The 26189-nt window shown below is 52.3% G+C and carries 29 protein-coding genes and 3 tRNA genes; 24 read left to right on the forward strand and 8 right to left on the reverse strand.

Going from position 1 to position 26189, the window contains the following annotated elements:
• From BUC22_RS13605 to BUC22_RS13625, 5 genes are all read left to right on the forward strand, one after another.
• Positions 1–1470 (forward strand): sodium:solute symporter family protein, encoded by a 1470-nt coding sequence (locus tag BUC22_RS13605; protein WP_013379221.1) that lies wholly within the window; start codon positions 1–3, stop codon positions 1468–1470.
• A gap of 412 nt (positions 1471–1882) precedes the next feature.
• A complete protein-coding gene (locus BUC22_RS13610; protein WP_013379222.1) occupies positions 1883–2746 on the forward strand; it encodes a phage antirepressor KilAC domain-containing protein in 864 nt (287 codons plus the stop codon).
• Positions 2743–3351 carry a restriction endonuclease subunit S gene (locus BUC22_RS13615; protein WP_073383095.1) on the forward strand — a complete coding sequence of 203 codons (609 nt, stop codon included), beginning with the start codon at positions 2743–2745 and terminating at the stop codon, positions 3349–3351. Before BUC22_RS13610 ends, BUC22_RS13615 begins: the two co-directional genes overlap by 4 nt.
• The gene (locus BUC22_RS13620) at positions 3348–3545 is read left to right on the forward strand and encodes a hypothetical protein (RefSeq protein WP_013379224.1); all 198 of its coding nucleotides are present in this window, start codon (positions 3348–3350) and stop codon (positions 3543–3545) included. Before BUC22_RS13615 ends, BUC22_RS13620 begins: the two co-directional genes overlap by 4 nt.
• Before the next feature lie 14 nt (positions 3546–3559).
• Positions 3560–4156 (forward strand): RNA polymerase sigma factor, encoded by a 597-nt coding sequence (locus BUC22_RS13625; protein ID WP_013379225.1) that lies wholly within the window; start codon positions 3560–3562, stop codon positions 4154–4156.
• 96 nt (positions 4157–4252) lie between these two features.
• Here BUC22_RS13625 and BUC22_RS13630 read toward each other — a convergent pair whose 3' ends face one another.
• The 3 genes from BUC22_RS13630 to BUC22_RS13640 form a co-directional block, all read right to left on the reverse strand.
• Positions 4253–5662 (reverse strand): sigma-54 interaction domain-containing protein, encoded by a 1410-nt coding sequence (locus tag BUC22_RS13630; RefSeq protein WP_013379226.1) that lies wholly within the window; start codon positions 5660–5662, stop codon positions 4253–4255.
• 160 nt (positions 5663–5822) lie between these two features.
• On the reverse strand, positions 5823–7280 hold the full coding sequence (locus tag BUC22_RS13635; RefSeq protein ID WP_013379228.1) for a trimethylamine methyltransferase family protein: 1458 nt from the start codon (positions 7278–7280) through the stop codon (positions 5823–5825).
• A 24-nt stretch (positions 7281–7304) separates the two neighbouring features.
• Positions 7305–8606 (reverse strand): MFS transporter, encoded by a 1302-nt coding sequence (locus BUC22_RS13640; protein WP_073383098.1) that lies wholly within the window; start codon positions 8604–8606, stop codon positions 7305–7307.
• 220 nt (positions 8607–8826) lie between these two features.
• Here BUC22_RS13640 and BUC22_RS13645 point away from each other — a divergent pair, with 220 nt between their 5' ends.
• The 4 genes from BUC22_RS13645 to BUC22_RS13660 all read left to right on the forward strand — a co-directional run bounded on the left by BUC22_RS13645 (position 8827) and on the right by BUC22_RS13660 (position 10804).
• Complete coding sequence (locus tag BUC22_RS13645) at positions 8827–9051, forward strand: DUF1659 domain-containing protein (RefSeq protein WP_013379231.1); 225 nt, start codon at positions 8827–8829, stop codon at positions 9049–9051.
• Positions 9052–9083: 32 nt separating this feature from the next.
• A complete protein-coding gene (locus BUC22_RS13650) occupies positions 9084–9320 on the forward strand; it encodes a DUF2922 domain-containing protein (RefSeq protein ID WP_013379232.1) in 237 nt (78 codons plus the stop codon).
• 401 nt (positions 9321–9721) lie between these two features.
• Positions 9722–10270 (forward strand): YcbK family protein, encoded by a 549-nt coding sequence (locus tag BUC22_RS13655; RefSeq protein ID WP_013379234.1) that lies wholly within the window; start codon positions 9722–9724, stop codon positions 10268–10270.
• Positions 10271–10327: 57 nt separating this feature from the next.
• Entirely contained in the window at positions 10328–10804 is a 477-nt protein-coding gene (locus BUC22_RS13660; protein WP_013379235.1) for a hypothetical protein, read from the forward strand.
• Positions 10805–10870: 66 nt separating this feature from the next.
• Here the strand turns inward: BUC22_RS13660 and BUC22_RS13665 are convergent, their stop codons facing one another.
• The 5 genes from BUC22_RS13665 to BUC22_RS13685 all read right to left on the reverse strand — a co-directional run bounded on the left by BUC22_RS13665 (position 10871) and on the right by BUC22_RS13685 (position 14605).
• Complete coding sequence (locus BUC22_RS13665; RefSeq protein ID WP_013379236.1) at positions 10871–12106, reverse strand: S-methyl-5-thioribose kinase; 1236 nt, start codon at positions 12104–12106, stop codon at positions 10871–10873.
• Between the two features lie 2 nt (positions 12107–12108).
• Entirely contained in the window at positions 12109–13410 is a 1302-nt protein-coding gene (locus tag BUC22_RS13670) for an S-methyl-5-thioribose kinase (RefSeq protein ID WP_013379237.1), read from the reverse strand.
• A gap of 76 nt (positions 13411–13486) precedes the next feature.
• Positions 13487–13957: a EutP/PduV family microcompartment system protein gene (locus BUC22_RS13675; protein WP_013379238.1), complete on the reverse strand. Its 471-nt coding sequence runs from the start codon at positions 13955–13957 to the stop codon at positions 13487–13489.
• A 2-nt stretch (positions 13958–13959) separates the two neighbouring features.
• Positions 13960–14313 (reverse strand): BMC domain-containing protein, encoded by a 354-nt coding sequence (locus BUC22_RS13680; RefSeq protein ID WP_013379239.1) that lies wholly within the window; start codon positions 14311–14313, stop codon positions 13960–13962.
• 40 nt (positions 14314–14353) lie between these two features.
• Positions 14354–14605, reverse strand: a complete 252-nt coding sequence (locus BUC22_RS13685) for a hypothetical protein (RefSeq protein ID WP_013379240.1) — start codon at positions 14603–14605, stop codon at positions 14354–14356.
• 201 nt (positions 14606–14806) lie between these two features.
• Here BUC22_RS13685 and prmA point away from each other — a divergent pair, with 201 nt between their 5' ends.
• From prmA to BUC22_RS13760, 15 genes are all read left to right on the forward strand, one after another.
• Complete coding sequence (prmA, locus tag BUC22_RS13690; RefSeq protein ID WP_013379241.1) at positions 14807–15751, forward strand: 50S ribosomal protein L11 methyltransferase; 945 nt, start codon at positions 14807–14809, stop codon at positions 15749–15751.
• A gap of 14 nt (positions 15752–15765) precedes the next feature.
• Positions 15766–16503 (forward strand): 16S rRNA (uracil(1498)-N(3))-methyltransferase, encoded by a 738-nt coding sequence (locus BUC22_RS13695; protein WP_013379242.1) that lies wholly within the window; start codon positions 15766–15768, stop codon positions 16501–16503.
• A gap of 39 nt (positions 16504–16542) precedes the next feature.
• On the forward strand, positions 16543–17850 hold the full coding sequence (gene mtaB / locus BUC22_RS13700) for a tRNA (N(6)-L-threonylcarbamoyladenosine(37)-C(2))-methylthiotransferase MtaB (RefSeq protein WP_013379243.1): 1308 nt from the start codon (positions 16543–16545) through the stop codon (positions 17848–17850).
• Between the two features lie 14 nt (positions 17851–17864).
• A complete protein-coding gene (locus tag BUC22_RS13705; RefSeq protein ID WP_013379244.1) occupies positions 17865–18209 on the forward strand; it encodes a histidine triad nucleotide-binding protein in 345 nt (114 codons plus the stop codon).
• Positions 18210–18464: 255 nt separating this feature from the next.
• Positions 18465–19013 (forward strand): glutathione peroxidase, encoded by a 549-nt coding sequence (locus tag BUC22_RS13710; RefSeq protein WP_013379246.1) that lies wholly within the window; start codon positions 18465–18467, stop codon positions 19011–19013.
• A 183-nt stretch (positions 19014–19196) separates the two neighbouring features.
• Positions 19197–19379, forward strand: coding sequence for a 30S ribosomal protein S21 (gene rpsU, locus BUC22_RS13715; protein ID WP_013379247.1), 183 nt, complete (start codon positions 19197–19199; stop codon positions 19377–19379).
• A 13-nt stretch (positions 19380–19392) separates the two neighbouring features.
• Positions 19393–19836: a GatB/YqeY domain-containing protein gene (locus BUC22_RS13720; protein WP_013379248.1), complete on the forward strand. Its 444-nt coding sequence runs from the start codon at positions 19393–19395 to the stop codon at positions 19834–19836.
• A 126-nt stretch (positions 19837–19962) separates the two neighbouring features.
• Positions 19963–22350, forward strand: a complete 2388-nt coding sequence (locus tag BUC22_RS13725; RefSeq protein WP_013379249.1) for a cation-translocating P-type ATPase — start codon at positions 19963–19965, stop codon at positions 22348–22350.
• A 207-nt stretch (positions 22351–22557) separates the two neighbouring features.
• Positions 22558–22634: transfer RNA gene (locus BUC22_RS13730), tRNA-Pro, on the forward strand.
• A 23-nt stretch (positions 22635–22657) separates the two neighbouring features.
• Positions 22658–22734: transfer RNA gene (locus BUC22_RS13735), tRNA-Ile, on the forward strand.
• A 35-nt stretch (positions 22735–22769) separates the two neighbouring features.
• Positions 22770–22845: transfer RNA gene (locus BUC22_RS13740), tRNA-Phe, on the forward strand.
• A gap of 152 nt (positions 22846–22997) precedes the next feature.
• Positions 22998–23669 carry a cobalamin B12-binding domain-containing protein gene (locus BUC22_RS13745; RefSeq protein ID WP_013379250.1) on the forward strand — a complete coding sequence of 224 codons (672 nt, stop codon included), beginning with the start codon at positions 22998–23000 and terminating at the stop codon, positions 23667–23669.
• Entirely contained in the window at positions 23645–24370 is a 726-nt protein-coding gene (locus BUC22_RS13750; RefSeq protein WP_013379251.1) for a GntR family transcriptional regulator, read from the forward strand. The genes BUC22_RS13745 and BUC22_RS13750 overlap by 25 nt, the downstream gene beginning before the upstream one ends.
• Positions 24370–25056, forward strand: a complete 687-nt coding sequence (locus BUC22_RS13755) for a GntR family transcriptional regulator (RefSeq protein ID WP_013379252.1) — start codon at positions 24370–24372, stop codon at positions 25054–25056. The genes BUC22_RS13750 and BUC22_RS13755 overlap by 1 nt, the downstream gene beginning before the upstream one ends.
• 121 nt (positions 25057–25177) lie before the next feature.
• Positions 25178–26185, forward strand: coding sequence for a DMT family transporter (locus BUC22_RS13760; RefSeq protein WP_013379253.1), 1008 nt, complete (start codon positions 25178–25180; stop codon positions 26183–26185).
• Positions 26186–26189: the final 4 nt, after the last annotated feature.

Here is a 26189-nt window from a genome sequence, read left to right on the forward strand (position 1 = left end):
ATGAATATTTCCTTTGCGATCATTATCGTTTATATGGCCCTGCTGATTGGGATTTCCCTGCTGTCCGGCAGATTGTCGTCGGCCAGGGGTGGTTCCAGCAGCTTTCTGCTGGCAGGCAACCGTCTGCCCACCCTTTTGGTGGCTGCCATGGTGGCCGGTACCGCCATCGGCGGTACTGGTACCATCGGTATTGCCGAGAGTGCTTACACCAATGGCCTTTCAGCCGTCTGGTACAATATTGCCTGGACCATTGGAATTCTGGCTTTTGCCTTTCTCATGTGTAAAAAGCTGCGCCGCACTGGCGTCAGCACCACCAGCCAGATATTCATCCGTTTGTTTAACCGCTTTGACGGTATTGTATCCAGCGTCATTCAGGTGGTGGTAGCCTTTGGCATCAACGCTCTGCAGGCCATTGCAGGCGGCGCGATTCTGACGGCGCTGCTGCCCCAGTACTTTAATATGACGAATGGGGTTATCATCTCGGCCCTTGTGTTTACAGCTATTGCCCTCTTTGGGGGCTATATGGGCGCAACGCTGACCAATGTCATCAATGTGGTCATGATTTATCTGGGAGTGATCGCAGGCTTTATTGCGGCCCTGAACAATGGCGGCGGCTGGGAGCACATTACCTTGAGCCTGCCCCAGGGCAGCCAGTGGTTCAGCCTGTTTGAGGGCGTGGGACCGGTGATTATTGTGGGGTGGGTGGTCTCGATGGTCATTCAGTCCCCGCCTAACCAGGGCCTGATCCAGGCCACGGCGGCAGGCAGAAGTGAGAAGGCCGCCAGGTTTGGAACCATCATCGCTGCTGTCCTGATCGTTCCCATTGGTTTCCTGTGCGCCTTTATCGGGATCATGGCTGCGGCCACGCTCCCGGAGCTGGAAAGCGCAAGCCTTGCCTTTCCCATGCTCATGTCTAACCTGAACCCCTGGGTCGCGGGATTTACCCTTGCCGGCCTCTGGGCCGCTGATGTCTCCACAGCCACCTCCTGCATGATGGGGCTGGCGACCGTGGCGACCAAGGACATTATCGTGCGCCAGATCAGGCCGGATATGGACGACCGCACCCAGCTGCTGATGTCCAAGGCCATCATTGTGATTTTTGGCGTGCTGGGGGCCTTTGCGGCGCTGAATATCCGTTCCATTCTGGGCTTTATGATGCAGCTCATCGTGGTTTACACGCCTTACTGCTTTATTCTCCTGTCGGCCATCTACTGTCCCAGGCTGCTGAGAAAGAGTACCTGCACAGCCACTGTGGTAGTGAACCTGCTCATTATGGTGCTGTGGCTGCTGTTCCCGGCAGTGCACATTGTACCGGATATGATTTACCTGTGCCTGCCCGCCACCCTGGCAACCATGGGCCTGTGCACAGCATTTGACAAACGTGCTGTGGATGTGGATAAGCTGTTCTGCCCCGAGGAACTGCCCGAAGTCCGGACAGCGGCTCCTGTTCCTGCACCAGAGGAAGTATAGAGAAGAAGCTATAAAAACCCAACCCGTATCGTAGCGATACGGGTTGGTGCTGTCCGGCCCTTTGCAATGATCAGCCCCAAGTATTTCAGTTTTGACCGCTATGAGTTGTGACGGACTTTACCTGTCGTTCTTGTTTATGCAGCCTGCGATAAATGCAATGACGCCCCAGAGGCGTTTTTTTGATGCTTTCAAATTCCTGCTGCGTTTGCCCGCGATTCTGAAAAGATTAAATTAAGCTCAAAAATTTCCTTTCAGGGCCTTTTTTGGCTTTTCGGAAGTTTATTTTACTTAAAAAAGCCTGTTTTTGGCATTAGATGGCAGTTTTGCAAAAAGCAGGATTATTTTGGATGCGGTATCATAAGGTCAAGCTTAAAAAACAAACGAACACCGGTGTTCCGAAAGGAACTTTACAATGCAGAATACAAACAAAACCCAAACCGCTGAAAGCCGCCTGATTCAGAAGGTTTTTGAGAGTGAAGAATTTGCGCGCGTGCGCACCCTGGTAAGCCCGGGCGAAGATCAGGAACTTTCGCCGACGGTCTATTTTGTGGCCAAGGACGTCTGCGACGCCATGGACTACCAGAACCACCGGCAGGCCGTCAAGCGCCATGTGGAGCCCGAAGACGTGCTGAGCCGCGGGGTTATTGACAAATACGGCCGCCGCCGCAGGACACTGGTGATCAACGAGAGCGGCCTCTTTGCCCTCATTCTGGCCAGCCGACAGGACAAGGCCCGCCGTTTCCGCCACTATGTGACCAGCGTGATCCTGCCCGCCATCCTCCACTACGGCGCCTATATCGACCCCGGGCAGCTGGAGGCCCTGAAAAAGGACCCCCGGGGCATCGAGATCCTGGCCCAGAACCTGGAGCGTATGTTCCGCCGCTGCGATGTCATGGAATACCAGAAGAACAAAGCCCAGGCCGATTATCAGAGAATCCTGCCCGACGCCCTGTTCAGCCAGACCATTCAGGTGTCTGAGGACTGTATCAGCGTGGGGGCCATGGCCAAGCTCGTTTTTCAGGGGCACAAAAAGAGCCTGGGGCAGAACCGCCTGTACGCCTGGCTGAGGGAGCAGGGCTACCTGTGCCGCCGTCCCTGCTTCTGGAACCAGCCCACCCAGAAGGCCATGGAGCTGGGCGTGCTCGTCCTGCGGGAAAACAGCGTCCGGGACAGGCATGGGCGCTGGCACCTTTACCAGAAGCCCATGGTGACCCCGAAGGGACAGCGCTATTTCGCGGAGCGGCTGTGCCCCGCAGACAGGGAGAATGAACGATGAACTACCTGACCGAGCTGCTGGCCTTTTACCGGTGGATGGGGGAGCACCGGCTCACCCCGCTCCTCCAGGCCTACTGGCATCTGCTCATGTATTACAACAACAAGGCCGCCATTCTGGCAGAGGACGGGCACTGGTACTGGCCTGTGAACTTTCGGGTGGCCAACTCGGTGGTGGGCCAGGCCCTGGGTCTTAAAGACCGGTTCAAAATCAATCACCAGCGTAAGCACCTGGTTAGGCACGGCCGCATCGACTATACCCCGCACACGGGGCAGGAGGCAGGCGACTACCGCCTGTTCCCCTTTGATCCGGGCCTTGCCCAGATCTGGGTGAGGGCGGAAAAGAGTGGCGCCCGCACCATGGTATGGACGCAGACCCGCACCGGGGGCGCACCAGAGACTGCACCATTCATAAATACTGTAAATCATAAACCGTCTTCTCTATATGGTTCTATTCAGGGCGGCGGCGATAACATCATGGGCTTTAATCTTCTGCCCCCGCTGACCGATGAGGAGAAGGCAGCTGTCCGGGCAGAATATCCCGATAACGACGTGGCCCGCTTTAACGCCGAGTGGGCCTTGAGAGAAAAGAAAGGAGGGCTGGCATGAACCGTTTAGGCAGTGGCAGGGCAATCCTGCGCAGAAAGCGCCCCTATACCGTCGGGGCAGACTGTACGCTGGAGCTGGAGCTCTGGGCAAGAGACGACGAGGAGGCAGAGGACACCTTTAACGAATATTGCGAGGCAGTCCAGTACCATCACCCCGAGCTGGTGCTCACCCTGCGCAGTATCCGTGAGGACTGAGAAAGGAGCTGTGATTGGAGGGACAAAATTACGAGCTGATCAACACCTGGGCCGCAGAGGCCCAAAAGGGGGACAAGCGTGCCGCGGAGCTGCTGCTCCAGAGCTTCCGGCCCCTTATCCTGAAGATGGCTGGCCGCTGCTTTGGGGACAGCGGCTTCGAGGACGCTTACCAGGACGGCACAGCTGCGTTTCTGGAGGCCGTGCGGCGCTACGACCCGGAGAAAAACCATCTGTTTCCGGGCTATATCCGAAAGTATCTGGATTTCTATTTCAGAAAACGGCAAGAGGGCCGCTTTGACAAATCCGTCAGCGCGGTGGTATCGCTGGACGCCCCGGCGGCCGAGGATGGCACCACTCTGGGGCAGCTGGTGCCCGACCCCAACCAGCCCATCCAGGCCTGCCACGAGGAGAACGACCGGAAAAGCCGGCTTGAAAAACTGGACTGGGCGCTTAAACAGCTGCCCGGCGACCAGCGCAGGGCCATCACGGCCTACTATCTGGGAGGCCAGAGCCAGAAGGCCATCGCGGCAGACTGCCAGCTCAGCGCCTCTGCGGTCAAAATGCGGATACACCGGGGTTTGCGGCGGCTGAGGGTGCTGATGGAGGAATAGAAAAGGGGAGAACTGCGGTGGCAGTTCTCCCCTTTTGGGCTGTAGATAAAGTTGAGAGGAAGCGATAAAATTAAAATAAGATGGGATTTTTCATTCTCAATTTTCCATTTCTTCCCCTTCCCCCCGGATATACTTCTGAATCAGCCGGTTGGCGGTGGACTGGCTGACACCGATGACCTCGGCCAGCTTGCGGCTGGATTTGTACTTGGTGTAGACCTCGTTCACAAGATCGCGCTTGATCTCCTCGAGGTTATAGGTCTTCTGTGCCGAGGGACCGGCCGGCACCTCGCCCTCCTCGCGCAGGTATTCCCAGAACAGCTCCTCCTCCAGGATCATGTGTTCGGAGTAGACCACCAGGCGCTCAATGGCGTTTTTGAGCTGGCGGATATTGCCCGGCCAGTCATAGTCGCTGATGAGGTACATCATTTTTTTGTCAAAGAGCTTGCTGGTCCCGTATTTCTGGTTGTTCTTTTTCAGAAAATAGTTGGCCAGCAGAATAATATCCTCCTTGCGCTCCCGCAGGGGAGGAATGGTTACCTTGATGATGTTTAGGCGCCAGTAGAGGTCGGAGCGGAACTTCTTCTGTTTGATGAGCTCGATGAGGTTCTGGTTGGTGGCGGCAGTGATGCGCACATCTACATGCTGGAAAGCGTTGCCCCCCACAGGGATATAACGCTTATTCTCCAGCACATCCAGGATTTTGGCCTGAAGCGGCAGGGACAGCTCGCCGATCTCGTCCAGAAAGAGGGTACCGCCGTCGGCGTTCTTGATGAGCCCGGTACGCCCCTTGGGGTCGGCGCCGGTAAAGGCCCCCGGGACATAGCCGAAAAGCTCGCTTTCCAGCAGGTTTTCGGGGATCGCGGCGCAGTTGATGGCAAAAAAGGGCTTGTCCCGGCGCAGGCTGTGCCTGTGGAGGGTCTCGGCCAGGAAGCTCTTGCCCGTACCCGATTCGCCCAGGATCAGCACGTTCAGGTCCACGTTCACAGCTTTCTCCAGCTTTTTCAGGCAGGCCTTAAAAGCCTCTCCGCTGCCGATAACCTCGTCGGAGAAATCCGAGTCTGAGGAGACAATGGATTTTTCGCTGGTGCGGTAGGAGAGGTCTGTGCGGGTTACATAGTCCATGGCCGTGGAGATGACCAGCTCGATCTCACCGTCTGCGTCAAACACCGGAATATTGACGGACATCAGGCTCTTGTGGGTGATGTAGTACATGTTCTCCGTGACAATGGGGCACTTCTTTTCCATGACTTCGGCAAAGCTGTGGGGCTCCCAGATGCCGCGCTTGATCTCGCTGCTGGCCTTGCCCACCAGTTCCTCGGGCTGAAGGCCGTGGTAGCGCATGGAGGAGGGGTTTACATAGACCACCCGTCCATCCTTGTCATTCACAAAGATTTCCGCAAAGGCGTTCTCCACAATTTTTAGGAGCAGCTCCTGGGGCAGCTGGCGTAAATAAGCTTCGTATTCTGGGGTATGTTCGATTTTATCAATGGTAATCAAGTTTCTCATTCCGTTTCGTCTTTTCTTTCATTGTATAATAAAATGGGTAAAAAGGAAACCGTTAATTCAACCCGTATCGCGGCGATACGGGTTGAAAAACGGAAACGGCGCCGCCTCATGTGAGGGAGCGCCGTTTTTACTTCATGGGGGGATAGTGGTTTACAGCCAGTTAAATATCATAGTCCAGGTTTACGAGCACCTCGTTCAGGATGGCGTCCTGGGCCTTGGTGGTTTCGGGGAGCTTGTATTCTTCCAGACGGCGTTCGACCTCGGCGGCGGCGCGGCTCCTCAGAGTGCCCACCTGCTCGCGCATGGTAATGCCGGAGCCCTTGCGGTGGAACAGCTTGGAAAGGTAGTGCTCCTCGCGGTAAGCCTTGGGGGTTCTGCGCTGGATGTAGGAGCCTCTTGGCCCGACTTCCTTCATGAGGTCAAAGCATTCCCGACCTTCGGAGAAGTTGATGCCCTGCTGCACACGCTTCAGGTAGAGCAGAACCTCCTCGTCCAGGACGAATTTTTCAAAGCTGCCGTAGTTAAAGGAGCCCATGGTCCCGATGGCGTGGGTCAGCTGGTCCGAGCGGCCCAGAATGGGCGCCATGCCCGTCAGCATGGATTCGGCCCCGGCCTGGTAATCCACGTCGATGGCGTCTGAGTAGGCGCCGATGGTGCGGGCCGGCATGTTGTAGAAGCGGGCCATGCCGAGGGTTGCCATGGACAGCAGGAAGGATTCGCTGGCCCCGATGCTGAGCTGGACGCTGCGCATATCTGAAGGCGCGCTCAGTGAATTGTAGATAATGGGGTTGCCTGGGTTCAGCAGTTGAATGAGCACGGTCATGGCCAGAATGGACGCGTTGTCCTGGATAATGGTGCCGAGCAGGGTCGGCGGGGAGGTTACATTGGTCATGGAGCAGGTGCAGATGGTGATGGGCTGGTTGCCTGCGGCCGCACCGAGGACATTTTCAAGACACTCGTAGTTGTTGGAGAGTGGTGAGAGGGGACAGACTACCTCCAGCACCACGTATTTGTCCCAGATGTCATAATAGCGTTTTACAAGGTCATAGCTGGCGAGTACCCCGTCCTTGATCCGTCCGGTGCCCACATTGTGCGGGTTGGTCCGCAGGGCAGAGGCGATGGGCTTGTCCGAATATTTCAGCTGGATGGCATACTGCTTGAGAATCTTGTTTTCCTTGTCATTTCCAAGCCCTGGGTAGTCGATGCTGGAAGCCTTGGACATCTGCAGCACCTCGCTGGTCTGGGTCAGCTTGTGATATTTGATGGCGTCATATACGTTGGCCTTGTGCACTGTATCGTCTGTCTCAATATAGGTAACCAGGCCCGCCGAGTTGGCCATGACCGGGAAGGGGTCCTCACGGTCTGGCCCGATAAAGACAGAGCCGTTCCGGCCGTAGACCTCAAAGTTGCGGGGCACGGTCTTCAGAGCATCGTTTACCATGGCCTCTGACAGAAAGACCTTGTCGCCGTCAACCCGGGCGCCGTTTTTGCGGAAAACCTCCAGCACCTCCTCGTGCTCAAAGGCAACGCCGATTTCACTAAGCACCCGCAAAGACATGGCGTGAATGTGTTCAACCTCTTTTTCCGAAATGAAACAATCCTGAATATCTCTTAACATTTTTCTCCTCCTGAATGTTTTTTTTTACTCAATGCTTTCCAAAGTTTTGGGATCAAGCATCCCATCCTTACTGCCGATAACGTTGTTCTTTTCGCCCAGCTTCAGCTTGGCGGTCACCAGGGATACAATGAGCCCGATGACACTCCAGACGATGATCCAGATAAAAATATTATTGAAGCCGGACACCTTGTCTGCGTCCAGCCAGCTTCCCATCATGGTGTACATGAAGGACTCCGGCGCGTAGGCAAAGACCGAGATAATGCCCATAGCCACGCCTGTCATGGAGACTGGAATGCCCGCCTCGCCCATGACCGCGTAGGAAATCCCACGGGTGGCGCAGAAAAAGGCTGTGGCCAGACAGGTAGTGACAATGCCAAAGGCCAGCGTGGTGGGCGTGATCATGATGGAGATGGTGGCCGCAATGCCCAATGTAAAGTAGACTGCCAGCACCTTGGCCCGGGAGGCGAATTTATCAGCCACCAGCCCGCCGATAATGGTCGCCACCGCGGCGATCACGTAGTTTCTTGTAATGGCAAGCCCCGACGCCACCGCGTCCGACACCCCGATAATATCCGCGCAGTAGGGGCCAAAGTAGGCCACCGCTGCCGCAAAGGCCATATAAGCCGAAGCCACGATCAGGGTAGTGAGCCAGGTGCCCGGCACCTTCAGCACCTCAATAAAGCGGCGCAGGTTCACCGGTTCGTCGGTGGCAGTGTTGGCCCCTGGGAAGGTGAACAGAATGAGCAGCGCAAAGGCAATATACAGCCCTGCGATAAAGAACAGCAGTACCCGGATGCCCGCGACGCCATCCACAAAGGCGCCGATAATGGCCAGACCGGCAAAGCCCACCAGCGCGTTGGCGCCCCACTTAATGCCCTCACTGAGGCCAAACATCTTGCCCTGCTCCTCCTCGCTGCCCAGCAGCCGCACATACTTAAGCATGGCGGACCAGAAGGTAAAGATGGAAAAGATGCCATAGCCAAAGAAAATAATAAGCAGGCAAATGTAGGATGGGAAAAAGCCGAACCAGATGGTCAGGCCCCCCAGCCCCAAAAACGAAATGACCAGCAGGGTCTTGGTGTTTACCTTATCCGCGATAAAGCCGGAAGGCAGGTAAAAAATCAGGTTGGCAATGCCGTTGACGGACCCCAGCATGCCGTACTCCGCGTTGGTCAGCCCCAGCGCCGCAATCAATTGGTTGTAATACAGGTTTCTCACGCCGATACAGGCAAAGAACACAATCCCCGACGCAATGCTGATCATCAGCAGAGCATACATGCGTTTCCCCTTGGATAGGTTCAATCGGCCGTTTACTAAATCTGCCATCGTGTAGTCTCCTCTCTCTTCTCGATGTTTGATGCTTTTTATATAACGCAAGGACCGTGCCAAAATGAAATGGCGCAGCCAGGCGGTTTTGGCGGCAAGCACCGTCAAAAAGTGATTCATAATGATTCGGAAAAGTCATTTTGAATCGCGTGTGACCCCGGGCGTTTTTTTCGGATATATAAGCGTACCCCAAAAGCGGGACAGAAAGCGAGGTTGGAAAATGGCAGTTGTAAAGTACACAAAGGCAGTGGCACTGAAGGTGGTCTCCAATTACGGAGAGCAAAAAGGAAAGATTGTGAAGAAGACGAAAACCTATGGCGACGTCAAGCCTGCCGCCACCGATGAGGCGCTCTATGCGGCCTACAAGCACATCAAGGGGCTTCAGGAGCCCATCGGGGAAGGCTGTATGCGGGTCACCACCGATGATCTGGTAGAAAACGCGTAAGCATTTAATGCAGGAAAGAGAGGAGAAAACAAATGGCAGCAGAGACAAGTAAGGATTTGGTATTGTATTTTGAACGCAGCGATGGCAAGAGCTACAGTATGAGCATTCCGGATTACCTGGAGGGCATCACCGACGAGCAGATCAAGGCAGGAGCCCAGGGCATTTTAGCCGAGGGCGTTTTTGAGCCCGAGGGCTTTGCGCTGGTCAAGGCCACAAACGCCGTCAGAATCGACACCACAAAAACCGAAGTGCCCCTGGAAACCGAATAGGCAAAGGGCATCCCAGGTGTTTTAACGGGCAGGCAGAAAACAGCCTGCCTGTTTGCGTGTCAGAAAAATTTGTCATGAAGCGATAAAGCGTTAAAAAGAGGACGGTTCAGTTGAAAGTTGAAAGTGGATAGTGGAAAGTTCAGGTGCAAATTCGCCTTGCGAATTTGATTGGATGCGGCCTGTGGCCGCTGTTTTAATCGCTTTTGCGAAAGCAAAAGCGCTCTTTAACCTTCCACTTTCAACCTTCCACCTGAAATGCCTTCTTATTTTAACTTAAAATCAAGATGTCGGCTTTTCTGACCGCCCGTTTTTATTGTAGGGAACCACGCCCTATGGTCAAGCTGAGCGGGTATGGTTCCGAGCCATTGGATGGATCTTAGAGTAGATTAAAAGGAGAGCATATGAAATATAAAAAGACAGCCCTGTGGATTTTTCTGGCAGCCGGGAGCGTCGGCCTGGTGTTCATCTTCGGCGCAGTGCCGGGGAAGAGCGTTGTGCCGCCGCAGGCAGAGATCGTTCAGCCAGCGCCGGAGCAGACTGGACAGAAGCCTGAACTCCCACAGCAGGAGCCTGAGAGCGCTGAACCCGAATCCGGGCCTGCGGCGCCTGCGCCGGAAATGGCCAGCGCCCATTTCGAGATGGCAGAATACCGATGCGACTGCGCCGGTCTCTGTGACGGCTGGCCGGCCCGGATGAACCCTGTGCTGCTCGAAAGAATCGAAGCTCTGCGTGAGTACTATGGGCTTCCGGTTGTTATCACCTCCGGCGTGCGGTGTGAGGGCCGCAACACCGAGGTGGGCGGCGTGGCATGGTCCTTCCACAAGCGCGGCGACGCCGCGGATCTGTACTGCCCGGGTGTGGCCGTGGGGGATCTGGCCCAGACTGCCAAAGATCTGGGCATGAACGTCCTGCCCTATTACGCGAGCGGCTATATTCATGTTGAGGTGTAAAAAGGCAGCATAAAGGAAATTGTGATAAAGTATTCGACAAAGATCGAGGTGCAAAAAATGAAAAATAAGATTTTAATCCGAGGGCTTACGGCTGCCTCCGTTGCTGCTGTTCTGTTTTTGTTCGCCGGCTGTCAGGCAGAAGCGCCGGCGCTCAGCGCAGGATCATTCACCCACAGTGATGTGTTGGATCAGATTTATCACGCAGAATTTGAAGGCCAGGAGGGCATGAGCCGTAGCTGGACTGAAGACGCCAAAGGAAATGAGCAGCTCATCCTCAGGGAATCCACCGATGACCAGGGACGCCTGGTGCGCCTGATGCTGGTCTATGACCGGAAGTCTCAGAACGACGCCTGCGACCTGGCGGTTCTTGAGCAGGTTACCTACGAGCAGAGAGGGCAGGAGTGCCGCGCGGTGGACACATCCATCCTCGACATGTACGCAGTGGTCCAGAAAACGGGCGAGGTCATCGCCTCGGGCAAGACAGACTGGGGAGATATTGGAAGCAAGGCCTATCAGGCCGCGACGGGAGAGTAAGCGCCCGATAATTAACGAATCATTCATAAAAAAGCAACCCGTATCGCCGCGATACGGGTTGCTTTTTTATTGTTGTCCGATGCCTGCGCAGCAGCGCAGGAACGCGTTAAACTCGTCGATATTGTGGAAGGTGTCGGTCATGAGCAGGGTATACTCTGCAATCTCAAGGGAGCGCTTCTGGATAAAGCCGAGCTCGCGCTTTTCGATACGCTTGAGGTCGCAGGTCAGGGCCATGTCGGAGGAGATGCGGGTAATCAGGCTGATCACCGCGTACTGCAGGGCATCCTGGAAGATACTGTCACAGACGTCCTGACAGCTCAGCACCTTCAGGCGGTAGCTGACCCTTTGGTTTTCTGCCCAGAGCTTTTCCATGGTGCACTCGAAGCTGTGGTACATGTCCGCCATAAAATCCAGGTCATAGGCCTGCATGGCCAGGCGCTTGTCCTCAGGCAAGGCCTTATAGCCCAGCCAGGACACATAGTTGATGATCATGCTGCCGGTCAGCCGGCCGATGTCAATGGCCTTTGGCCCATAGCCGGAAAACTCGGTATCGATGATCTTAACCTTGCCCGGCCCCACCATGATGTTGGAGCTGTGGAGGTCGTTGTGGATCAGGCATTCATCATTATTCAGGTATTTATAGCCCAGGGCGTGGACGCGCGCCCTGATTTTTTCATTCGACAGGATACGCTGCCGGGTTTCTTCGGCCTCGGGCTCCAGGGGTTTTTCGGCACAGAGCAGGACGTTGTTCACAAAGAGGAGATCGTAAAGCCGCTTAGATTCATCGTTGTAGAAAAAGTGCTTTACACCCTCAAGCTTGCGCCCGGTCATCAGAAGGTCTGAGGTGTGGAAGAACAGCAGGGCCAGAAAAATCCCCATTTTTTTGCCCACATCGGGGTAAGTGACACCCGCAGTCAGCTCGAAGCGCAGCAGCTCCAGATCCATGAGATCCTCCATGACAATGACGCCCGCGGCCTCGTCAAAAAGGTAGATGTCCGGAGCGATATCCTCGTAGAGGGTTCCCATAAAGGTGAGCACTGCAATCTCGGTGCGCAGGCGCTCCATAAGCACCGGGTGGTCGCCGCCGTCGGCCTCCTTAAAGGCGCGGATGTAGGGCAGCAGCTGCTTGACCACAACGGAGCAGTTGGTGTTCAGGTCTCTGACCGCAAAGATCAGGTTGACATAGCCCTCGATGTTCTGGATCTCCTCGTGGAGGTCGATGACATTGAGGAGGGCGTTTTCGGGGAAGATTTTCTTCTGGATCAGATAGGCTTTAATGGTGTCTCGGTTCAGAGGTTCCATGGTTATGCCTCCTTAAAGGCTTCGGCCGGGTGCTTTCCGGCCATTTTCCGCAGGTAGTCGGTCAGGTCGGTGATTTTTTTGTAAGCGCCGCGGTTTAAAAACAGCTCGATGGTCATGAGCAGCACCAGCTGCTCGGGATAGATGCGGTCCGGTGTTTTCAGCCGCTCGAGGTCGTAGCAGATACCGCGGTCACCAATGCGGGAGGCGGCGTTCAGGGCTGTGTACAGCAGTGTATCCTGGAAATGGGTCAGCAGGTAAGCGTCCACATCCAGGCTGCGGAGGCGGTAGCTGTCGCTCCGGTTTTTGTCGCACAGCGCCCGGAATTCTTCCTCAAAGCACTGGTACATGGTGTTGATGGCATCCAGCAGATAGGCTCTGAAAACAGCCTTCTCGCCCTCGGTGTGCTCATGGTCGCCGTACCAGGAGAAAAAGTTGAGGCAGAAGCTGGCAATGAGCCGTCCCCAGTCCTGGGCAATGGGCCCAAAGCCCGCGAACTCGGTGTCGATGATCTTCATGCTGTGGTCATTAACCATGATGTTGGAGGCGTGCAGATCGGTGTGGATCAGGCATTCCTTGTCGGTCAGGAACTGGTGGCGCATCTGGCGGATCATGCTCTGAATTTTTTCGTTTTCGATGATGGCCCTGCGCAGGGGCCAGGTGGCCTCAGGCATGTACCGGTTGTCGGATACGATGGTGCAGTCGGCAAACAAAAAGAAATCCAGGGCGGTGTATTCCGGATTCTCAAAGAACTTTTCAAGCTCCTGTTTTTTATAGCGGGTCAGGTGCAGATCTGAGGAGTAGAAAAGGTTCCGGGCCATAAAGCGGCCGATCTTTTCGGGAAATTCAGGGTGCTCCTTCATACGGCAGTGCTCGTAGCGCAGCAGGCTGTGGTCGGTCAGGTCTTCCATGACAATGATGCCGCGGGGCTCGTCAAAAAGATAAATTTTGGGGCAGATACCCGGGTACACCGAATCCCAGAAAATCAGGACTGAGATTTCTGAGCGGAGCCGTCCGATATCCAGGCTCCAGTCGTGCATGTACTTGCTGTTCTTGCTGCCGGCGGCTTCGTCCAGCTTGCTCCTGGGCTCTCCCACAATCTGTTTGAGCACCATGGATTTGCCGTTTTGGTCGTAAATATGGTATATAAGGTTTACATATCCGTCAATGCTTTCCTTGATGGCGTGGAGGTCTTCCACTACGAGTTCGGCATCCTGCGGATAAAGGTCTTTATCTTTCAGATAGGCGGCCACCTGATTCTCGGTCAGATAATCGTCGGACCAGTAAGGGATTGCTTTTTGGGACATATCATCACTTCCTTTTATAGCAGTAATCGAATCAAAGGGTATCGTGGCGATACCCTTTGAAAAACGTTGGTCTGATTTATTTTTTGTTCCGGTGCTTGTCCATATAGCTGTGGATGGCTTCCTCAAGCGCCTCGATGCCCTCGCCGGTAATGGCGCTGACCTCGTAGATTTTCTTCTTGTTTACACCGGCAAAGTTCATAAAGCGGTAGCTTCTCTTCATATCCGCGTCCTCGCGGTCGATCTTGGTAATGACACCGATGGCCGGAATGTTAAAGGTAAAGACAAAATTGGGCGGAATGGTGTTCTGGGTGTCGACGCTGGAGATCACCACAATGACCAGACCGGCGTCGCAGGACACGTTGATGGCCTGTCTGCAAAAGAAAGGCATCTCAATAAATTCACCGGGTGTATCAATAAAATCCTCGGTGTAGGTGACCTGCTGGGTTTTGGCGTAGTGGATTTCCTGCTGGGTAAGGCGCTGCATCAGGGTTGTTTTGCCGCAGCCGATCTTGCCGACAAGCGCCACACGGTTTCGGTTACTCGCCATTTTTAGGAATAGGTAATTTTGGGAATATCGAAGCCCAAAACGGAATGCAGGGTGTTTAAGATTTCCTGTACAGCGGCTTTGACATCACTGACACGCCCTGTAATGACAAGGGAACCGCTGAAACGGTCCAGAAAGCCGATTTCTACCGGAGCGGCCTTGGTGCCCGCGTCGGCGGAGATAATGGCAGCCTCGCTGGGGGTGATGGTTAAAATGCCGATGGCGTCGCAGTTTTCGTCATCGAGCCCTAATTTAATATAGACATCGCTTTTGGGTTTAGCGATAATATGCGCTAAGGTGACCTGTTTACCAGGAACGTATTCCTGTATGGACCTTGGTGTTTTTTTCTCTTCTGACATGGTCGATCTCTCCTTCTGTTGGGTATAAATAGTAACCTTATTATAGCATTAATCTGAATACCGTTACAGGTTGAAACGATATTTTACTTACAACGGCCAAAATAGTGCGGGTTTTGGAGGGAAGGTGGAGGATCTTAAGATAGTGGCGAAAGGGTGAAAAGAAAACCTTTAATGGAGAATGCAGAATTATAGGAACAAAATGCTCCGCATTTTGAGTGAAATTGCGGCCAAATGCCGCTGCTTTAATCGCTTTTTCGGAAGAAAAAGGGTTCGTGAATTTTCCATTTTCCATTTTCAATTCTCCATTCAATAGAATCTTACTTTCCCTCAGCAGCCACCTTCCAATTTACTCTACCGCCTCCGCCCTTCCCTTTTCTTAAATTTTCACTTCCATTCTAAAGGAAATTCGGTTAAAATAAAATCTTATGGTAGATTCTTTGGAGGAAGCATATTATAATAATTCTTAGATAAATAAGGACTTGGGAGGTAATACATGACTTGGTTAGAAGTTCAAATCACGACGACGCTGGAAGCAGAAGAGGCAATCGTCAATCTGTTTTATGAGGTCGGCGCCAAGGGCGTTGTTATCGAATCCGGCGAAAACCTGATGATGATTCAGGAGGATCCTACCATCAACTACATTGATGAGAGCATTCTGAACATGGACCCGGATGTCTCGGTCATCCGCGGGTATTTCAATGAAAAGCTGGACTGTGACGAATGTATCCATCAGCTGCTGACCGGCATTAAAAAACTGCCTGCCTGCGGCCTGAATCCCGGTGAGTGTGAGCTGTCCATCACCGAGGTGGAGGAGGACGACTGGGCCAACTCATGGAAAAAATACTACAAGCCCACCCGCGTGGGCAAGAGCATTATCATCAAGCCCACCTGGGAGGACTATACCCCAGAGGTGGACGAGATCGTCGTGAATATGGACCCCGGCATGGCCTTCGGCACCGGCACCCACGAGACCACCCAGCTCTGTGTGACCAAGCTTGAGGAGTATATCCGGCCGGACGATATGGTGCTCGACATTGGCTGCGGTACGGGCATTCTCTCCATCATTGCCGGGGAACTGGGCTGCAGGCACGTCATCGGCGTGGACTTTGACCCGGTGGCGGTCAAGGTGGCCAGAGAAAACATCGCGCTTAATCATATGGAAGATAAAATTGAAATCCGCGAGGGCAACCTTCTGGACGTCATCGCAGAGGATGAAAAGGCAGAGATCATCGTGGCCAACATCCTGGCAGAGGCCATCATCGAGCTGGCCCGGATGATCAAGCCCTATTTAAAGGAAGACGGCGTGTTCATCTCCTCCGGAATCATCAATGACCGGCTGGAGGCAGTGCTGAAAACCCTGAACGACGAGGGCTTCGAGGTTTTAAATATTGAGCAGATGGGCGAGTGGAACAGCGTTGCCGCCCGGATTAAGGCATAAAGGAGTTCTTTTGTATGCATCGTTTTTTTGTATCCCCCGGACAGATTGAGGATGGGCTGGTCACCATTGAAGGGGAGGATTTTAAGCATATTACCAAGGTGCTGCGCTTGAGAGACGATGAGGCCATTGAGGTCTGTGACGGCCGCGGCACGGACTATATCGCGTGTGTGGAAACTGTGGGAAAGGACAGCCTGAAGGGGCGTATTCTGGAAAGCCGCCCGTCCCGCGGAGAGACGGACAGTCTGCGGGTTACCCTGTTCCAGGGCGTACCCAAGGGGCAGAAGATGGAGTCCGTCATTCAAAAATGCGTGGAAGCCGGCGCGGCCTCCATTGTGCCCTTTACCTCGGAGCGCACAGTGGTAAAGCTGGGCGATAAGGAAGAAAAAAAGACCCGGCGCTGGCAGCGCGTTGCCTACGAAGCCGCCAAGCAGTCCAAGCGCGGCATCATCCCCCATGTGGCGGAGGTGACGACCCTGTCCGCAGTGGCAGATACATTGGATAACTATGACCTGGTGCTCATTGCCTACGAGGGCGAGGAAGAAAGCAGCCTGAAGGACGTGATTTCTTGCCTGGAGTTTGATCCGGAGCGGATCGCGGTCATCATCGGCCCCGAGGGCGGCTTTGCCCCCGCAGAGGTTGCCATGATCGAGGAGGCCGGCGGCTACTCTGTGAGCCTTGGACGCCGAATCCTGCGCACCGAGACCGCGGGCGTGGTGCTGCTGGCGCAGCTGAACTTTTTTTACGAAGACTGAAAATCACAAGTTAGAATAACGACTGGAGCTTTAACATAAATGAACAACAAGACTGTCGCTTTCCATACTCTTGGCTGTAAGGTAAATTCTTACGACACCGAGGCCATGATGGAAATTTTTGAAAAGGCGGGCTACCGCATTGTCGGGTTCGCCGAATACGCCGATGTGTATGTGGTCAACACCTGCACCGTCACCCATCTGGGCGACCGGAAATCCCGCAATATGATGCGCAAGGCAAGGCGCACGAACCCGGACGCGGTGATTGTGGCGGTGGGCTGTTATGTGCAGGTAGCCCCCGACGAGGTTCAGGCCATTGAGGAAGTGGACCTGATCATCGGTACCAAAAACCGGGCCGATATCGTGGCCGACATCGAAGCCTACCAAAAGGACAAGACCCAGAACAATTTTGTTTCCGATATTATGCGGGAGCACCACTATGAGGATTTGAATATCACTGAAACCAAGGGCAAGACCCGGGCGTTTTTAAAGGTTCAGGAGGGCTGTAACCAGTTCTGCACCTACTGCATTGTCCCCTTTGCTAGGGGGCCGGTTCGCAGCCGCCCGGTGGACGCTGTCCTGAGCGAGGTGAAGCGGGTGGCGGCCCATGGCTACGCGGAGGTGGTGCTCACCGGTATCCACATTGCCTCCTACGGCGTGGACCTGGGGGACGGCGTGGACCTGCTGAGCCTGATCCGGGCAGTGGACAAGGTTGAGGGCGTGAAACGTATCCGCCTCGGCTCCCTTGAACCCCTGCTGCTCACCGAAGAATTTGTGCAGGGCCTGTCAGAAGTCAGGGCCTTCTGCCCCCACTTCCACCTGTCGCTGCAGAGCGGCTGTGATACGGTTTTAAGCCGTATGGGCCGCAAATACACCACGGCCCAGTACGCGGAGATTGTAAAACGGGTGCGCCGCGCCTTTGATTATCCGGCCATCACCACGGATATTATGGTTGGTTTTCCCGGTGAAACGGAGGAGGAATTTGAGGCGACTTTGGCCTTTGTGGAGCAGATTCATTTTTACCAGGTGCATGTCTTTAAATACTCCAGACGCAAGGGCACAAAGGCCGATGCCTTCCAGGGCCAGGTGCCGGAGGAGATCAAGACCGAAAGAAGCCACCGCCTGACCCAGAGGGCCAGAGCCTGTGAGCAGGATTTCCTCAAGGCCAACGCGGGCAGAACCGTGCCTGTGCTCTATGAGCGCGCCAAAGAGGAAGGGGTCTATGAGGGTCACACCGACAACTATATTCCAGTGGTTCTTAAAACCATTGAAAAAATGAATGGCAAAATTATTGAAACTGAGTTATTATATAAGGAGTCAGAGTTCCATATGACGGGGCTCCTGAATTAGAAGGGAGAAAGATTATGTCTGAAGATTGTATCTTTTGTAAAATCGTAAACGGCGAAATCCCATCGACGGTTGTGTATGAAGATGATCATGTCCTTGCCTTTAACGACATCGACCCACAGGCGCCAGTGCATGTGGTTATCATTCCAAAGGAACACTACGAATCCATTTTGTCTGTACCGGCGGGGGATGACATCATCAGCCATATCCATACTGTCGCCAACCGTTTGGTACTTAAACTGGGAATCGCGGACAGCGGTTTCAGACTGGTGAATAACTGCGGCGCAGACGGCGGGCAGACCGTACCGCATCTGCACTACCACCTGCTGGGCGGCAGAAGCATGCAGTGGCCGCCAGGTTAATACGGCTGGCGTCAGAGCCCGGATTGCTGCGTTGCAGACCTGCGAAGACTGGTTATTTATATGCAATGAGCTCCCTCACCGGCTCGGCCTGCGCCTTGCACTGCGGTCATTCTCTTAAGCCGCCACAGAGGGGGAATATGAATAACAGAAATGATTTAACAGAGCTTGTTTTTTGGACAGGCTCTTTTTTTATGCCCGCATTTGGGTATATAGACAGTAAATCAGAAATATTCAGATAAAAAGGAGTGATTTTTTATGAAAAATATATATGACTTTCGTGTTGAAAAAATGGACGGCGGAAAGCAGGCCCTCAAGGATTATGAGGGTAAGGTGCTGTTAGTGGTCAATACCGCCAGCAAGTGCGGCTTTACCCCGCAGTTTGACGGCCTCGAAGCCCTTTATGAAAAGTATAAGGACCAGGGCCTCATGATCCTGGGCTTCCCCTGCACCCAGTTCGCCAACCAGGACCCGGGCAGCAATGAAGAGATCGAAAACTTCTGCCGCCTTACCTACGGCGTATCCTTCCCGATGATGGCAAAGATTGATGTGAACGGCGACAACGCCGAACCGCTTTTTGTTTTTCTTAAGGAACAACAGGGCTTCAGAGGGTTTGACTTAAACACCGAAAAGGGCAAGGCCTTTGACGAGCGCCTGTCCAAGGACGACCCGGATTACGCGCAGAAAAGCGATATCAAATGGAATTTTACCAAGTTTCTTGTCGACCGCGACGGCAATGTGGTTGCCCGCTATGAGCCGATGGTAGAGCCTGCAGCGCTGGAAAAGGACATTGAAAGGCTTTTATAAAAGCTTTTTAACACCATAAGGGCGCCAGGTTTTTTCTTATGAAAAAATAGATACAAAAAACCCCGATGAATCCCCACTTTTGGATTGACAATTAAAAAGTTTTTAAATATAATATAAGTTAGCTCATACCATGTCAAAAAAAGTTCCGTAAATAAAGTTATGGATTAGAGGGGGGGGTTAAGAATGTCTGAAGTAAAAATCAAAGAAAATGAAACACTTGAAAGCGCATTACGCAGATTTAAAAGAAAAACTGCAATGGCAGGTGTTATGTCTGAGATTCGCAAAAGAGAACACTATGAAAAACCAAGTGTAAAAAGAAAAAGAAAATCAGAAGCTGCCAGAAAAAGAAAAATGAAAAAAAGATAGGATGTGGCATTAGTTGGCATTAAAGGAACAACTGCTGGCTGACTTAAAGGCTTCCATGAAGGCCAAGGATACGGTTAAGAAATCAACGGTAACGATGATTCGCGCCGCGATTCTGCAGGTCGAAAAGGACAATAAAGTTGAGCTGGGCGATGCTGAGATTCAGGAAATCATCGCCAAGCAAATGAAACAGCGTCGGGATGCCTTAGACGAATTTAAAAAAGCCGAACGAGATGATTTAATCGCGCAAACAGAAGCAGAGATGCGTGTCATCGAAGCTTACCTTCCTAAACAATTAACTCAAGAAGAAATTGAAGCGATTGTTGACGAAACCATTAAAGAAACCGGAGCTGAAAGTGCAAAGGACATGGGCAAAATTATGGGCGCGTTAATGCCGAAGGTCAAAGGACTGGCCGACGGAAAATTGGTTAATCAGATCGTCCGGGAAAAACTACAATAATAAAATACCGCTCAGCCTGCAAGTCAGGCTCAGCGGTTTTTTATTTGCCCTGACGCCCTATAAACTGTCTTTCTTTTAAGAAAAAGGTGTTACTATTAACCTAATACAAAACAAGAGAGGTTCGCAATGGAAATGAACGCCTTTAACCCATCGTCAGCTACCGGTCTCACCGAACAGCAGGTAGCTGAGCTTCGAGAAAAGGGTCTCAATAATCAGCAGCCTGAATCCCAGACAAAAACCGTGGGCCAGATCGTAAAGGACAATACGCTGACCCTTTTTAATTTACTCAATATTGTGCTGGCGGTTCTTGTGATTGCGGTTGGGTCCTATAAAAATGCGCTGTTTATCAATATTGTGATCATCAATACCGTCATTGGCATTATCCAGGAGGTCAAGGCGAAGCGCACAATTGACAAGCTCTCGCTCATTTCCCAGCCCCATGTCCGGGTGCTGCGGGAGGGGAAGGAGAAAGAGATCACAGTGGAGGAGATCGTCCTCGGGGATATTCTTATCCTGAGCTCCGGAAAACAGATTCCATCGGATTCAACAGTGCTGAGCGGTGAAATTGAGGTCAATGAATCCCTGCTGACAGGTGAATCCGACGCCATTGTCAAAAAGGAAGGCGATACCCTTCTGTCCGGCAGCTTTGTGGTGGCCGGGCAGGCCTATGTGCAAGTGGATAAGGTGGGCGCGGACAATTACGCCACCAAAATTGCCGCCCAGGCCAAGCAGATGCGCAAGCCCAATTCTGAAATCATGCGGGCGCTAAACCTGATCATGAAAATTATCGGTATCACCATTGTGCCCATCGGTGTGCTGCTCCTGCTGCGGCAGATTTTCGGCCTGAACCTGGGAATCAACCATGCCATCGTTACCACTGTGGCCGCCCTGATCGGTATGATTCCCGAGGGGCTTGTGCTTCTGACGAGTGTGGCCCTGGCAGTGGGCGTTATCCGCCTCGGGCATTACAAGACCCTGGTTCAGGAGCTGTACTGCATCGAGACGCTGGCCCGTGTCGATGTGCTCTGTCTGGATAAAACCGGCACCATCACCGAGGGGAGCATGGAGGTCAAATCCATCGACCTGGTCAATAACGCCAAGGACCCGGCCAAGGCCCTGCGCGCCATGGTGGGGACCCTGACTGACGATAACTCCACCTTTCAGGCCCTGAAGGACAGCTTTAACGGAGAGGCCCCCAAATGGCGGGCAGTGAAGACCGTCCCCTTTTCCTCGGCCCGCAAGTGGAGCGGCGTCAGCTTTGAGGAACAGGGAACTTATGTTATCGGCGCCCCGGAATTTGTGCTGAAAGACGGCTACAATACCTACCGCGACAAGGTTGAGGGCTATGCCGCGGAGGGAAACCGCGTGCTGGTACTTGTCCATTCCGACAGTCCTTTTACAGGAGACAGCGGCCTGCCCGGTGATGTGCAGGTCATTGCATTCCTGTTGCTCGGGGACAAAATCCGGAAGGAAGCCAAAAAAACTCTGGAGTATTTTGCAGGGCAGGGGGTTGCTATCAAGGTAATCTCTGGGGATAACCCCCTCACCGTGTCTGAGGTAGCCTGCCGGGCAGGCCTGATGGACGCTAAAAACTGTGTGGATGCCACCACCCTCGAGACGGATGAGGCAGTGGCAGAGGCCGCCCTCAAATATACGGTTTTCGGGCGGGTTACCCCAGGGCAGAAGCGTGTGCTTGTCAATGCATTAAAGGCCGCGGGGCATACCGTGGCCATGACCGGCGACGGCGTTAACGATGTGCTGGCTCTGCGCGATGCGGATTGCAGCATTGCCATGGCCGCAGGGAGCGACGCTGCCCGCCAGGTCTCCCAGCTGGTTCTGCTGGATTCCAATTTCTCCAGCCTGACCAAGGTGCTCATGGAAGGCCGGCGCGTCATCAACAACATCAGCCGCGCGGCATCGCTGTTCCTGGTCAAGACCATCTATTCCTTTCTGTTAGCGGTCATTGTGATTGTGGCCAGCGAGGCGTACCCATTTATTCCGATCCAGCTCACGCTTATCAGCACAGTAACCATAGGGGTTCCGTCCTTCTTCCTGGCTCTTGAGCCCAACAAAAACCGGCTCTCCGGCAATTTTCTGGAGACAGTGCTCAGAAAAGCTCTTCCGGGCGCGCTGACCATTGTGGTAAATATTGTCGTGGTTATGATTATTGGGAATATACTGGATTTCAGCGTTAATGAGCTGTCCACCATGGCCTGCCTGCTGACCGGTGTCACCGGGCTCATCATCCTTTATGGTGTCTGCCAGCCCCTCGATGTTAAACGGACCATCCTGTTCTGGGCTATGACCATCGCTTATGTGGGCGCAGTGCTGTTCTTCCCGACCTTTTTCGCGGTAATACCGTTCTACCCCACTAACTGGCAGGTGGTGCTGGTATTGCTGCCGATGCTGTTCCTCATTTATCCCATTATGCTGCTGCTCAAGGCTGCCATCAATAAAACCGAACGTTGGCTTGTTAAGCATAAGCTGCTGGATTTAAAACGGACATCGCTGTAGATTTTTCCGACCCGTATCGCCGCGATACGGGTTGGATTTTTTATTTTAAATTTTTGTTAGAAAATGCTTGACGAAGGCTTAAGAATTGTGCTAGAATAAGCAAGTCGTCAAGTGAGACAGCCGCAGGCAGCACGGTTTTAAAAAATAAAATTTTAAAAAGTGCTTGACATTAAGAGTTAAAGATAATATAATATAAGAGTTCTGTTTCGAGGTGTAGCGCAGTTTGGTAGCGCACATGGTTTGGGACCATGGGGCCGGAGGTTCGAATCCTCTCACCTCGACCATTTTTTTATCTGAACGATTATACGGGCCTTTAGCTCAGTTGGTCAGAGCATCCGGCTCATAACCGGCAGGTCCAGGGTTCAAGTCCCTGAGGGCCCACCAGTTTCCTTTTAAAAAACAAGCTCAGTAAAACATAAGCCCAGATAGCTCAGTCGGTAGAGCAGAGGACTGAAAATCCTCGTGTCGGTGGTTCGATTCCGCCTCTGGGCACCACTTTGAAGTTTAAATGTAGATTTGTCAGACTGCAGGTCTGGCTTTTTTTATTTTTTGAAAAATGTCACGGCCCTGACGGATAGCGGCGGCATGGTGTTCAGAGTTGTATTTTTAAGGACAATCAGTTATACTAGGCGTAAAGGTGATTTAAAATGAATACAGACATTTCCAGAGAAAAAATTAAAACAAACATCATAAAAAGTGTGACAGACCTGAATGAAAAAAAGACACTGCGCCTGGTGGAAAAAGCCCTTAATGCGGGGATAAGCATGAGCGATATTGCGGAGTATCTTCAGCAGGGAATGGACAATGTGGGCGAGCTGTTTGAAAAAGAGGAATACTTTATCGGCGACCTGATCATGGCCGGCATCATTTTTAAAGAGGTTATGAAGCTTGATAAACGCAGCGTGGCTGATCAGAAGGAAGCTCCCGGCAGCCGGGGAACCATCCTGATCGGAACCATCCACGGCGATCTGCATGATATCGGAAAGGATATTTTTATTGGCCTGGCCTGTGTCAATGGCTTTAATGTCATTGATTTGGGCGTGGATGTCCTGCCCGAGGTTTTTGTTGAAAAAATCAGGGAGGCCCGCCCGCAGATTTTAGGCTTCAGCGGCCTGCTGACTACGGCCACGGCAGAGGTCAAAAAAACCCTCAAGATGATCCATGACGCCGGACTGCGTGATGGCCTGAAAATTATTGTGGGTGGAGGCCTGATGCAAAAGGAACAGGAAAGTCCGGAGGCTTTCGCGGACGCCTATGTCAAAAATTCAGGAAGAGGACTGGAGTACTGCCTCGAATGGGCGGAGAATGGTTACAGATAATGGATATACCGATTTATGAAAAAATTGCAAATGATTTAAAGGAAAAGATCAACCTGGAGCTTTTGAAGCCTAATGACCCTATTCCCTCAGAGGCGGCTCTGTGCGAAGCCTACAATGTCAGCCGTCTGACTGTAAGAAAATCACTGGAAATGCTGGTGCGCGACGGCTTGGTTTATCTGGTCCAGGGAAAGGGGCATTTTGTAAGGAAAACAAATGGCAGCGATTATATCCTTACATTCAACGAAGTCGGCTTTGAGACCACTGATATTGATCAGATACACATTGTGGATGTCGATGTGGTTGAATCGACGAAGGAACTGGTTTATATCTTGAAGATTCATCCCAATACGCGTGTGCTCAGGATAAGGCGGGTGCTTTATGAAAAGCAGCAGCCCATTGGCTATGACATTAAGTATATCCCTTACTATCCAGGCTTTCCGCTGATTGAGAAGGAGCTGGAGGCCAGAGATTTCGTTGAGATTCTGGCAGACCGCATCTCGCCTTATTCAGTTCAGATTGATTTGAAGATAACACCTCAGAGGGCTCAGAAAGAAACGGCCGGCCAGCTTGGGATCGACGAAGGCAGCGGAATACTGACGGTGTCCCAGCTTTTAACGGATGTCGAGCTTGGCGTTGTAGGTTATTGCGAAACCTTTTATAATGCAAAGTATGTAAAACTTGTCGCAGAATGGAGCAGGTAATGGAAGCAAAACTTTATAAAGGCGTACAGAACGATCTTAAAAAGAAAATTGAGCGGGGGATCTATCCGGAAGGCTATAAGCTGGAAAGCGAGAACAGTCTTTGCGAACAGTATAATGTCAGCAAGGTGACCCTGCGTAAGGCGCTCTCCAACCTTATTGAGGAAAATTATATTGAATCCAGACCGAGAATAGGGTATTTCGTAAAAGCAGCGGAGCGCGGAATATACCATTTAAGCTACAGTCTGTCAAACGTGCTGAACACCTATATTTCTGATGAGGAAATTTTGTCGGCAGATTTCGGCGGAAGAAAGGGCGTCAATGAATTTGAGATGACCAAGCGTTACGCCAACGATGACGATGAGTGGATCGCGCTTGAGCAAATCCGGATTGTTTTCAGGCACACTCTGCCCGGTGAAAAAAATACGGAAAAGACGCGCGGTTATTACAAACGGCATACCGAAGATATCTTGTCCCTTGCTGAAACAAAAAAAATGACGCTGGACGTATCCTTTGGTGATGAGGCGGTGTGCGATGCTCTGGAAATTTTTTCGGACGAAGCGCTGTTGAGGGTCTGTGAAGAATATTATGATGAATATGGAAAGCTGTTTGCAGAAGTGAGGGCATATGTACCATCGGATTTTGCAGAGGTGAGGGCATCCAATAAAAGAAAGGAATCTGTTTTTTAAGGATTTTCTTTTTTATTGACAATCTAATATTATCATGATAATATTAGATTGCTTAATTGATATTATCACGATAATATCAATTAAAAAGAAAGGCGCTTTTCAAAATAGTAGGAGGAGAAAAATGGACGTTAAGGAAAAACTGTATCAAAAAAATCTTTCCATGGCAAAAAAGGGGTTGCTCTGGGGACTCATGGGTGGACTTTTGTACGGCATCAGTCCAATGTTTCAAACGCTTGGTATGGGAACCGAGCCTTTGAGCAGCGGCGCTGTTTTAGGTTTATGCGCGATACCGATGATCGTGGGGTGTCTTCAGGACTTTTCATCTGGAATATGGGTGTTAATTCCGAATCTGAAAAACGGGAAAGGAAGAGAGTACATCCGGTCCGTAAAAACCAAACCGGGGCGTTTTATTCTGCTGGCCTCTTTTTTCGGAGGTCTGATCGCAATGGCTGGTTTTACACTTGGTGTTTACTTTGCAGGACCGGTATATCCTGTGGCTATCAGTGCCACATTTCCAGCCATCGGAGCAGTATTATCCCGGATATTTTTAAAGGAAAAAATTTCGGGCCGCGGCTGGTGCGGTATTCTGCTGTGTGTGGCAGGAGCCATTACGGTCAGCTGGGCGCCGCCCTCTGGGGATACCTACCCGAACTTTTATCTGGGAATCGCCTGCGCAGTGTTAGCCTCTGTCGGATGGTCGCTGGAGGGCATTATCTCCTGTGCGGGAATGGATTTTGTTGATCCTGAAATTGCGCTCGGTATCCGCCAGTTTGCATCGGGAACCATGTTTTTGTTTGTACTGCCTTTTGTTGCCAGCGGTGTTAACCTGAAGGCCTTTGGACTGTTATTTTCCACGTTGCCGACCATGGCCTTTGTGTTTATCGCCATCGCGGGATTTGGCGCAGGTATCGGATACTTTTACTATTATAAGTGCAACAATGTCTGCGGCGCTTCGAGAGGGATGTCGCTGAATATTATCTATACGCTGGTTTCCGCTGTCCTGTCGGTTGTTTTTCTTGGAAGCGCCATCACAGCGACCTTTATTATTGGAATTATTGTTTTACTCTCAGGGGCAGTCATGGTTGTCGGGAAGCCGTCAGAGCTGCTCTCGTTAAGAGATATCCGTTAGGAGG

Source organism: Eubacterium callanderi (assembly GCF_900142645.1).
GTDB classification, from domain to species: domain Bacteria; phylum Bacillota; class Clostridia; order Eubacteriales; family Eubacteriaceae; genus Eubacterium; species Eubacterium callanderi.

Coding starts and splice junctions, on each gene's coding strand:
- BUC22_RS13695 (WP_013379242.1), top strand. CDS start 15,766: ATGCATCGTTTTTTTGTATCCCCCGGACAGATTGAGGATGGGCTGGTC.
- BUC22_RS13680 (WP_013379239.1), bottom strand. CDS start 14,313: ATGTCAGAAGAGAAAAAAACACCAAGGTCCATACAGGAATACGTTCCT.
- BUC22_RS13760 (WP_013379253.1), top strand. CDS start 25,178: ATGGACGTTAAGGAAAAACTGTATCAAAAAAATCTTTCCATGGCAAAA.
- BUC22_RS13750 (WP_013379251.1), top strand. CDS start 23,645: ATGGGCGGAGAATGGTTACAGATAATGGATATACCGATTTATGAAAAA.
- BUC22_RS13675 (WP_013379238.1), bottom strand. CDS start 13,957: ATGGCGAGTAACCGAAACCGTGTGGCGCTTGTCGGCAAGATCGGCTGC.
- BUC22_RS13605 (WP_013379221.1), top strand. CDS start 1: ATGAATATTTCCTTTGCGATCATTATCGTTTATATGGCCCTGCTGATT.
- prmA (WP_013379241.1), top strand. CDS start 14,807: ATGACTTGGTTAGAAGTTCAAATCACGACGACGCTGGAAGCAGAAGAG.
- BUC22_RS13635 (WP_013379228.1), bottom strand. CDS start 7,280: ATGTTAAGAGATATTCAGGATTGTTTCATTTCGGAAAAAGAGGTTGAA.
- BUC22_RS13640 (WP_073383098.1), bottom strand. CDS start 8,606: ATGGCAGATTTAGTAAACGGCCGATTGAACCTATCCAAGGGGAAACGC.
- BUC22_RS13665 (WP_013379236.1), bottom strand. CDS start 12,106: ATGGAACCTCTGAACCGAGACACCATTAAAGCCTATCTGATCCAGAAG.
- BUC22_RS13745 (WP_013379250.1), top strand. CDS start 22,998: ATGAATACAGACATTTCCAGAGAAAAAATTAAAACAAACATCATAAAA.
- BUC22_RS13610 (WP_013379222.1), top strand. CDS start 1,883: ATGCAGAATACAAACAAAACCCAAACCGCTGAAAGCCGCCTGATTCAG.
- BUC22_RS13705 (WP_013379244.1), top strand. CDS start 17,865: ATGTCTGAAGATTGTATCTTTTGTAAAATCGTAAACGGCGAAATCCCA.
- BUC22_RS13685 (WP_013379240.1), bottom strand. CDS start 14,605: ATGGAAAATGGAAAATTCACGAACCCTTTTTCTTCCGAAAAAGCGATT.
- BUC22_RS13615 (WP_073383095.1), top strand. CDS start 2,743: ATGAACTACCTGACCGAGCTGCTGGCCTTTTACCGGTGGATGGGGGAG.
- BUC22_RS13620 (WP_013379224.1), top strand. CDS start 3,348: ATGAACCGTTTAGGCAGTGGCAGGGCAATCCTGCGCAGAAAGCGCCCC.
- BUC22_RS13630 (WP_013379226.1), bottom strand. CDS start 5,662: ATGAGAAACTTGATTACCATTGATAAAATCGAACATACCCCAGAATAC.
- BUC22_RS13645 (WP_013379231.1), top strand. CDS start 8,827: ATGGCAGTTGTAAAGTACACAAAGGCAGTGGCACTGAAGGTGGTCTCC.
- BUC22_RS13670 (WP_013379237.1), bottom strand. CDS start 13,410: ATGTCCCAAAAAGCAATCCCTTACTGGTCCGACGATTATCTGACCGAG.
- BUC22_RS13725 (WP_013379249.1), top strand. CDS start 19,963: ATGGAAATGAACGCCTTTAACCCATCGTCAGCTACCGGTCTCACCGAA.
- mtaB (WP_013379243.1), top strand. CDS start 16,543: ATGAACAACAAGACTGTCGCTTTCCATACTCTTGGCTGTAAGGTAAAT.
- BUC22_RS13710 (WP_013379246.1), top strand. CDS start 18,465: ATGAAAAATATATATGACTTTCGTGTTGAAAAAATGGACGGCGGAAAG.
- BUC22_RS13755 (WP_013379252.1), top strand. CDS start 24,370: ATGGAAGCAAAACTTTATAAAGGCGTACAGAACGATCTTAAAAAGAAA.
- BUC22_RS13660 (WP_013379235.1), top strand. CDS start 10,328: ATGAAAAATAAGATTTTAATCCGAGGGCTTACGGCTGCCTCCGTTGCT.
- BUC22_RS13650 (WP_013379232.1), top strand. CDS start 9,084: ATGGCAGCAGAGACAAGTAAGGATTTGGTATTGTATTTTGAACGCAGC.
- BUC22_RS13655 (WP_013379234.1), top strand. CDS start 9,722: ATGAAATATAAAAAGACAGCCCTGTGGATTTTTCTGGCAGCCGGGAGC.
- rpsU (WP_013379247.1), top strand. CDS start 19,197: ATGTCTGAAGTAAAAATCAAAGAAAATGAAACACTTGAAAGCGCATTA.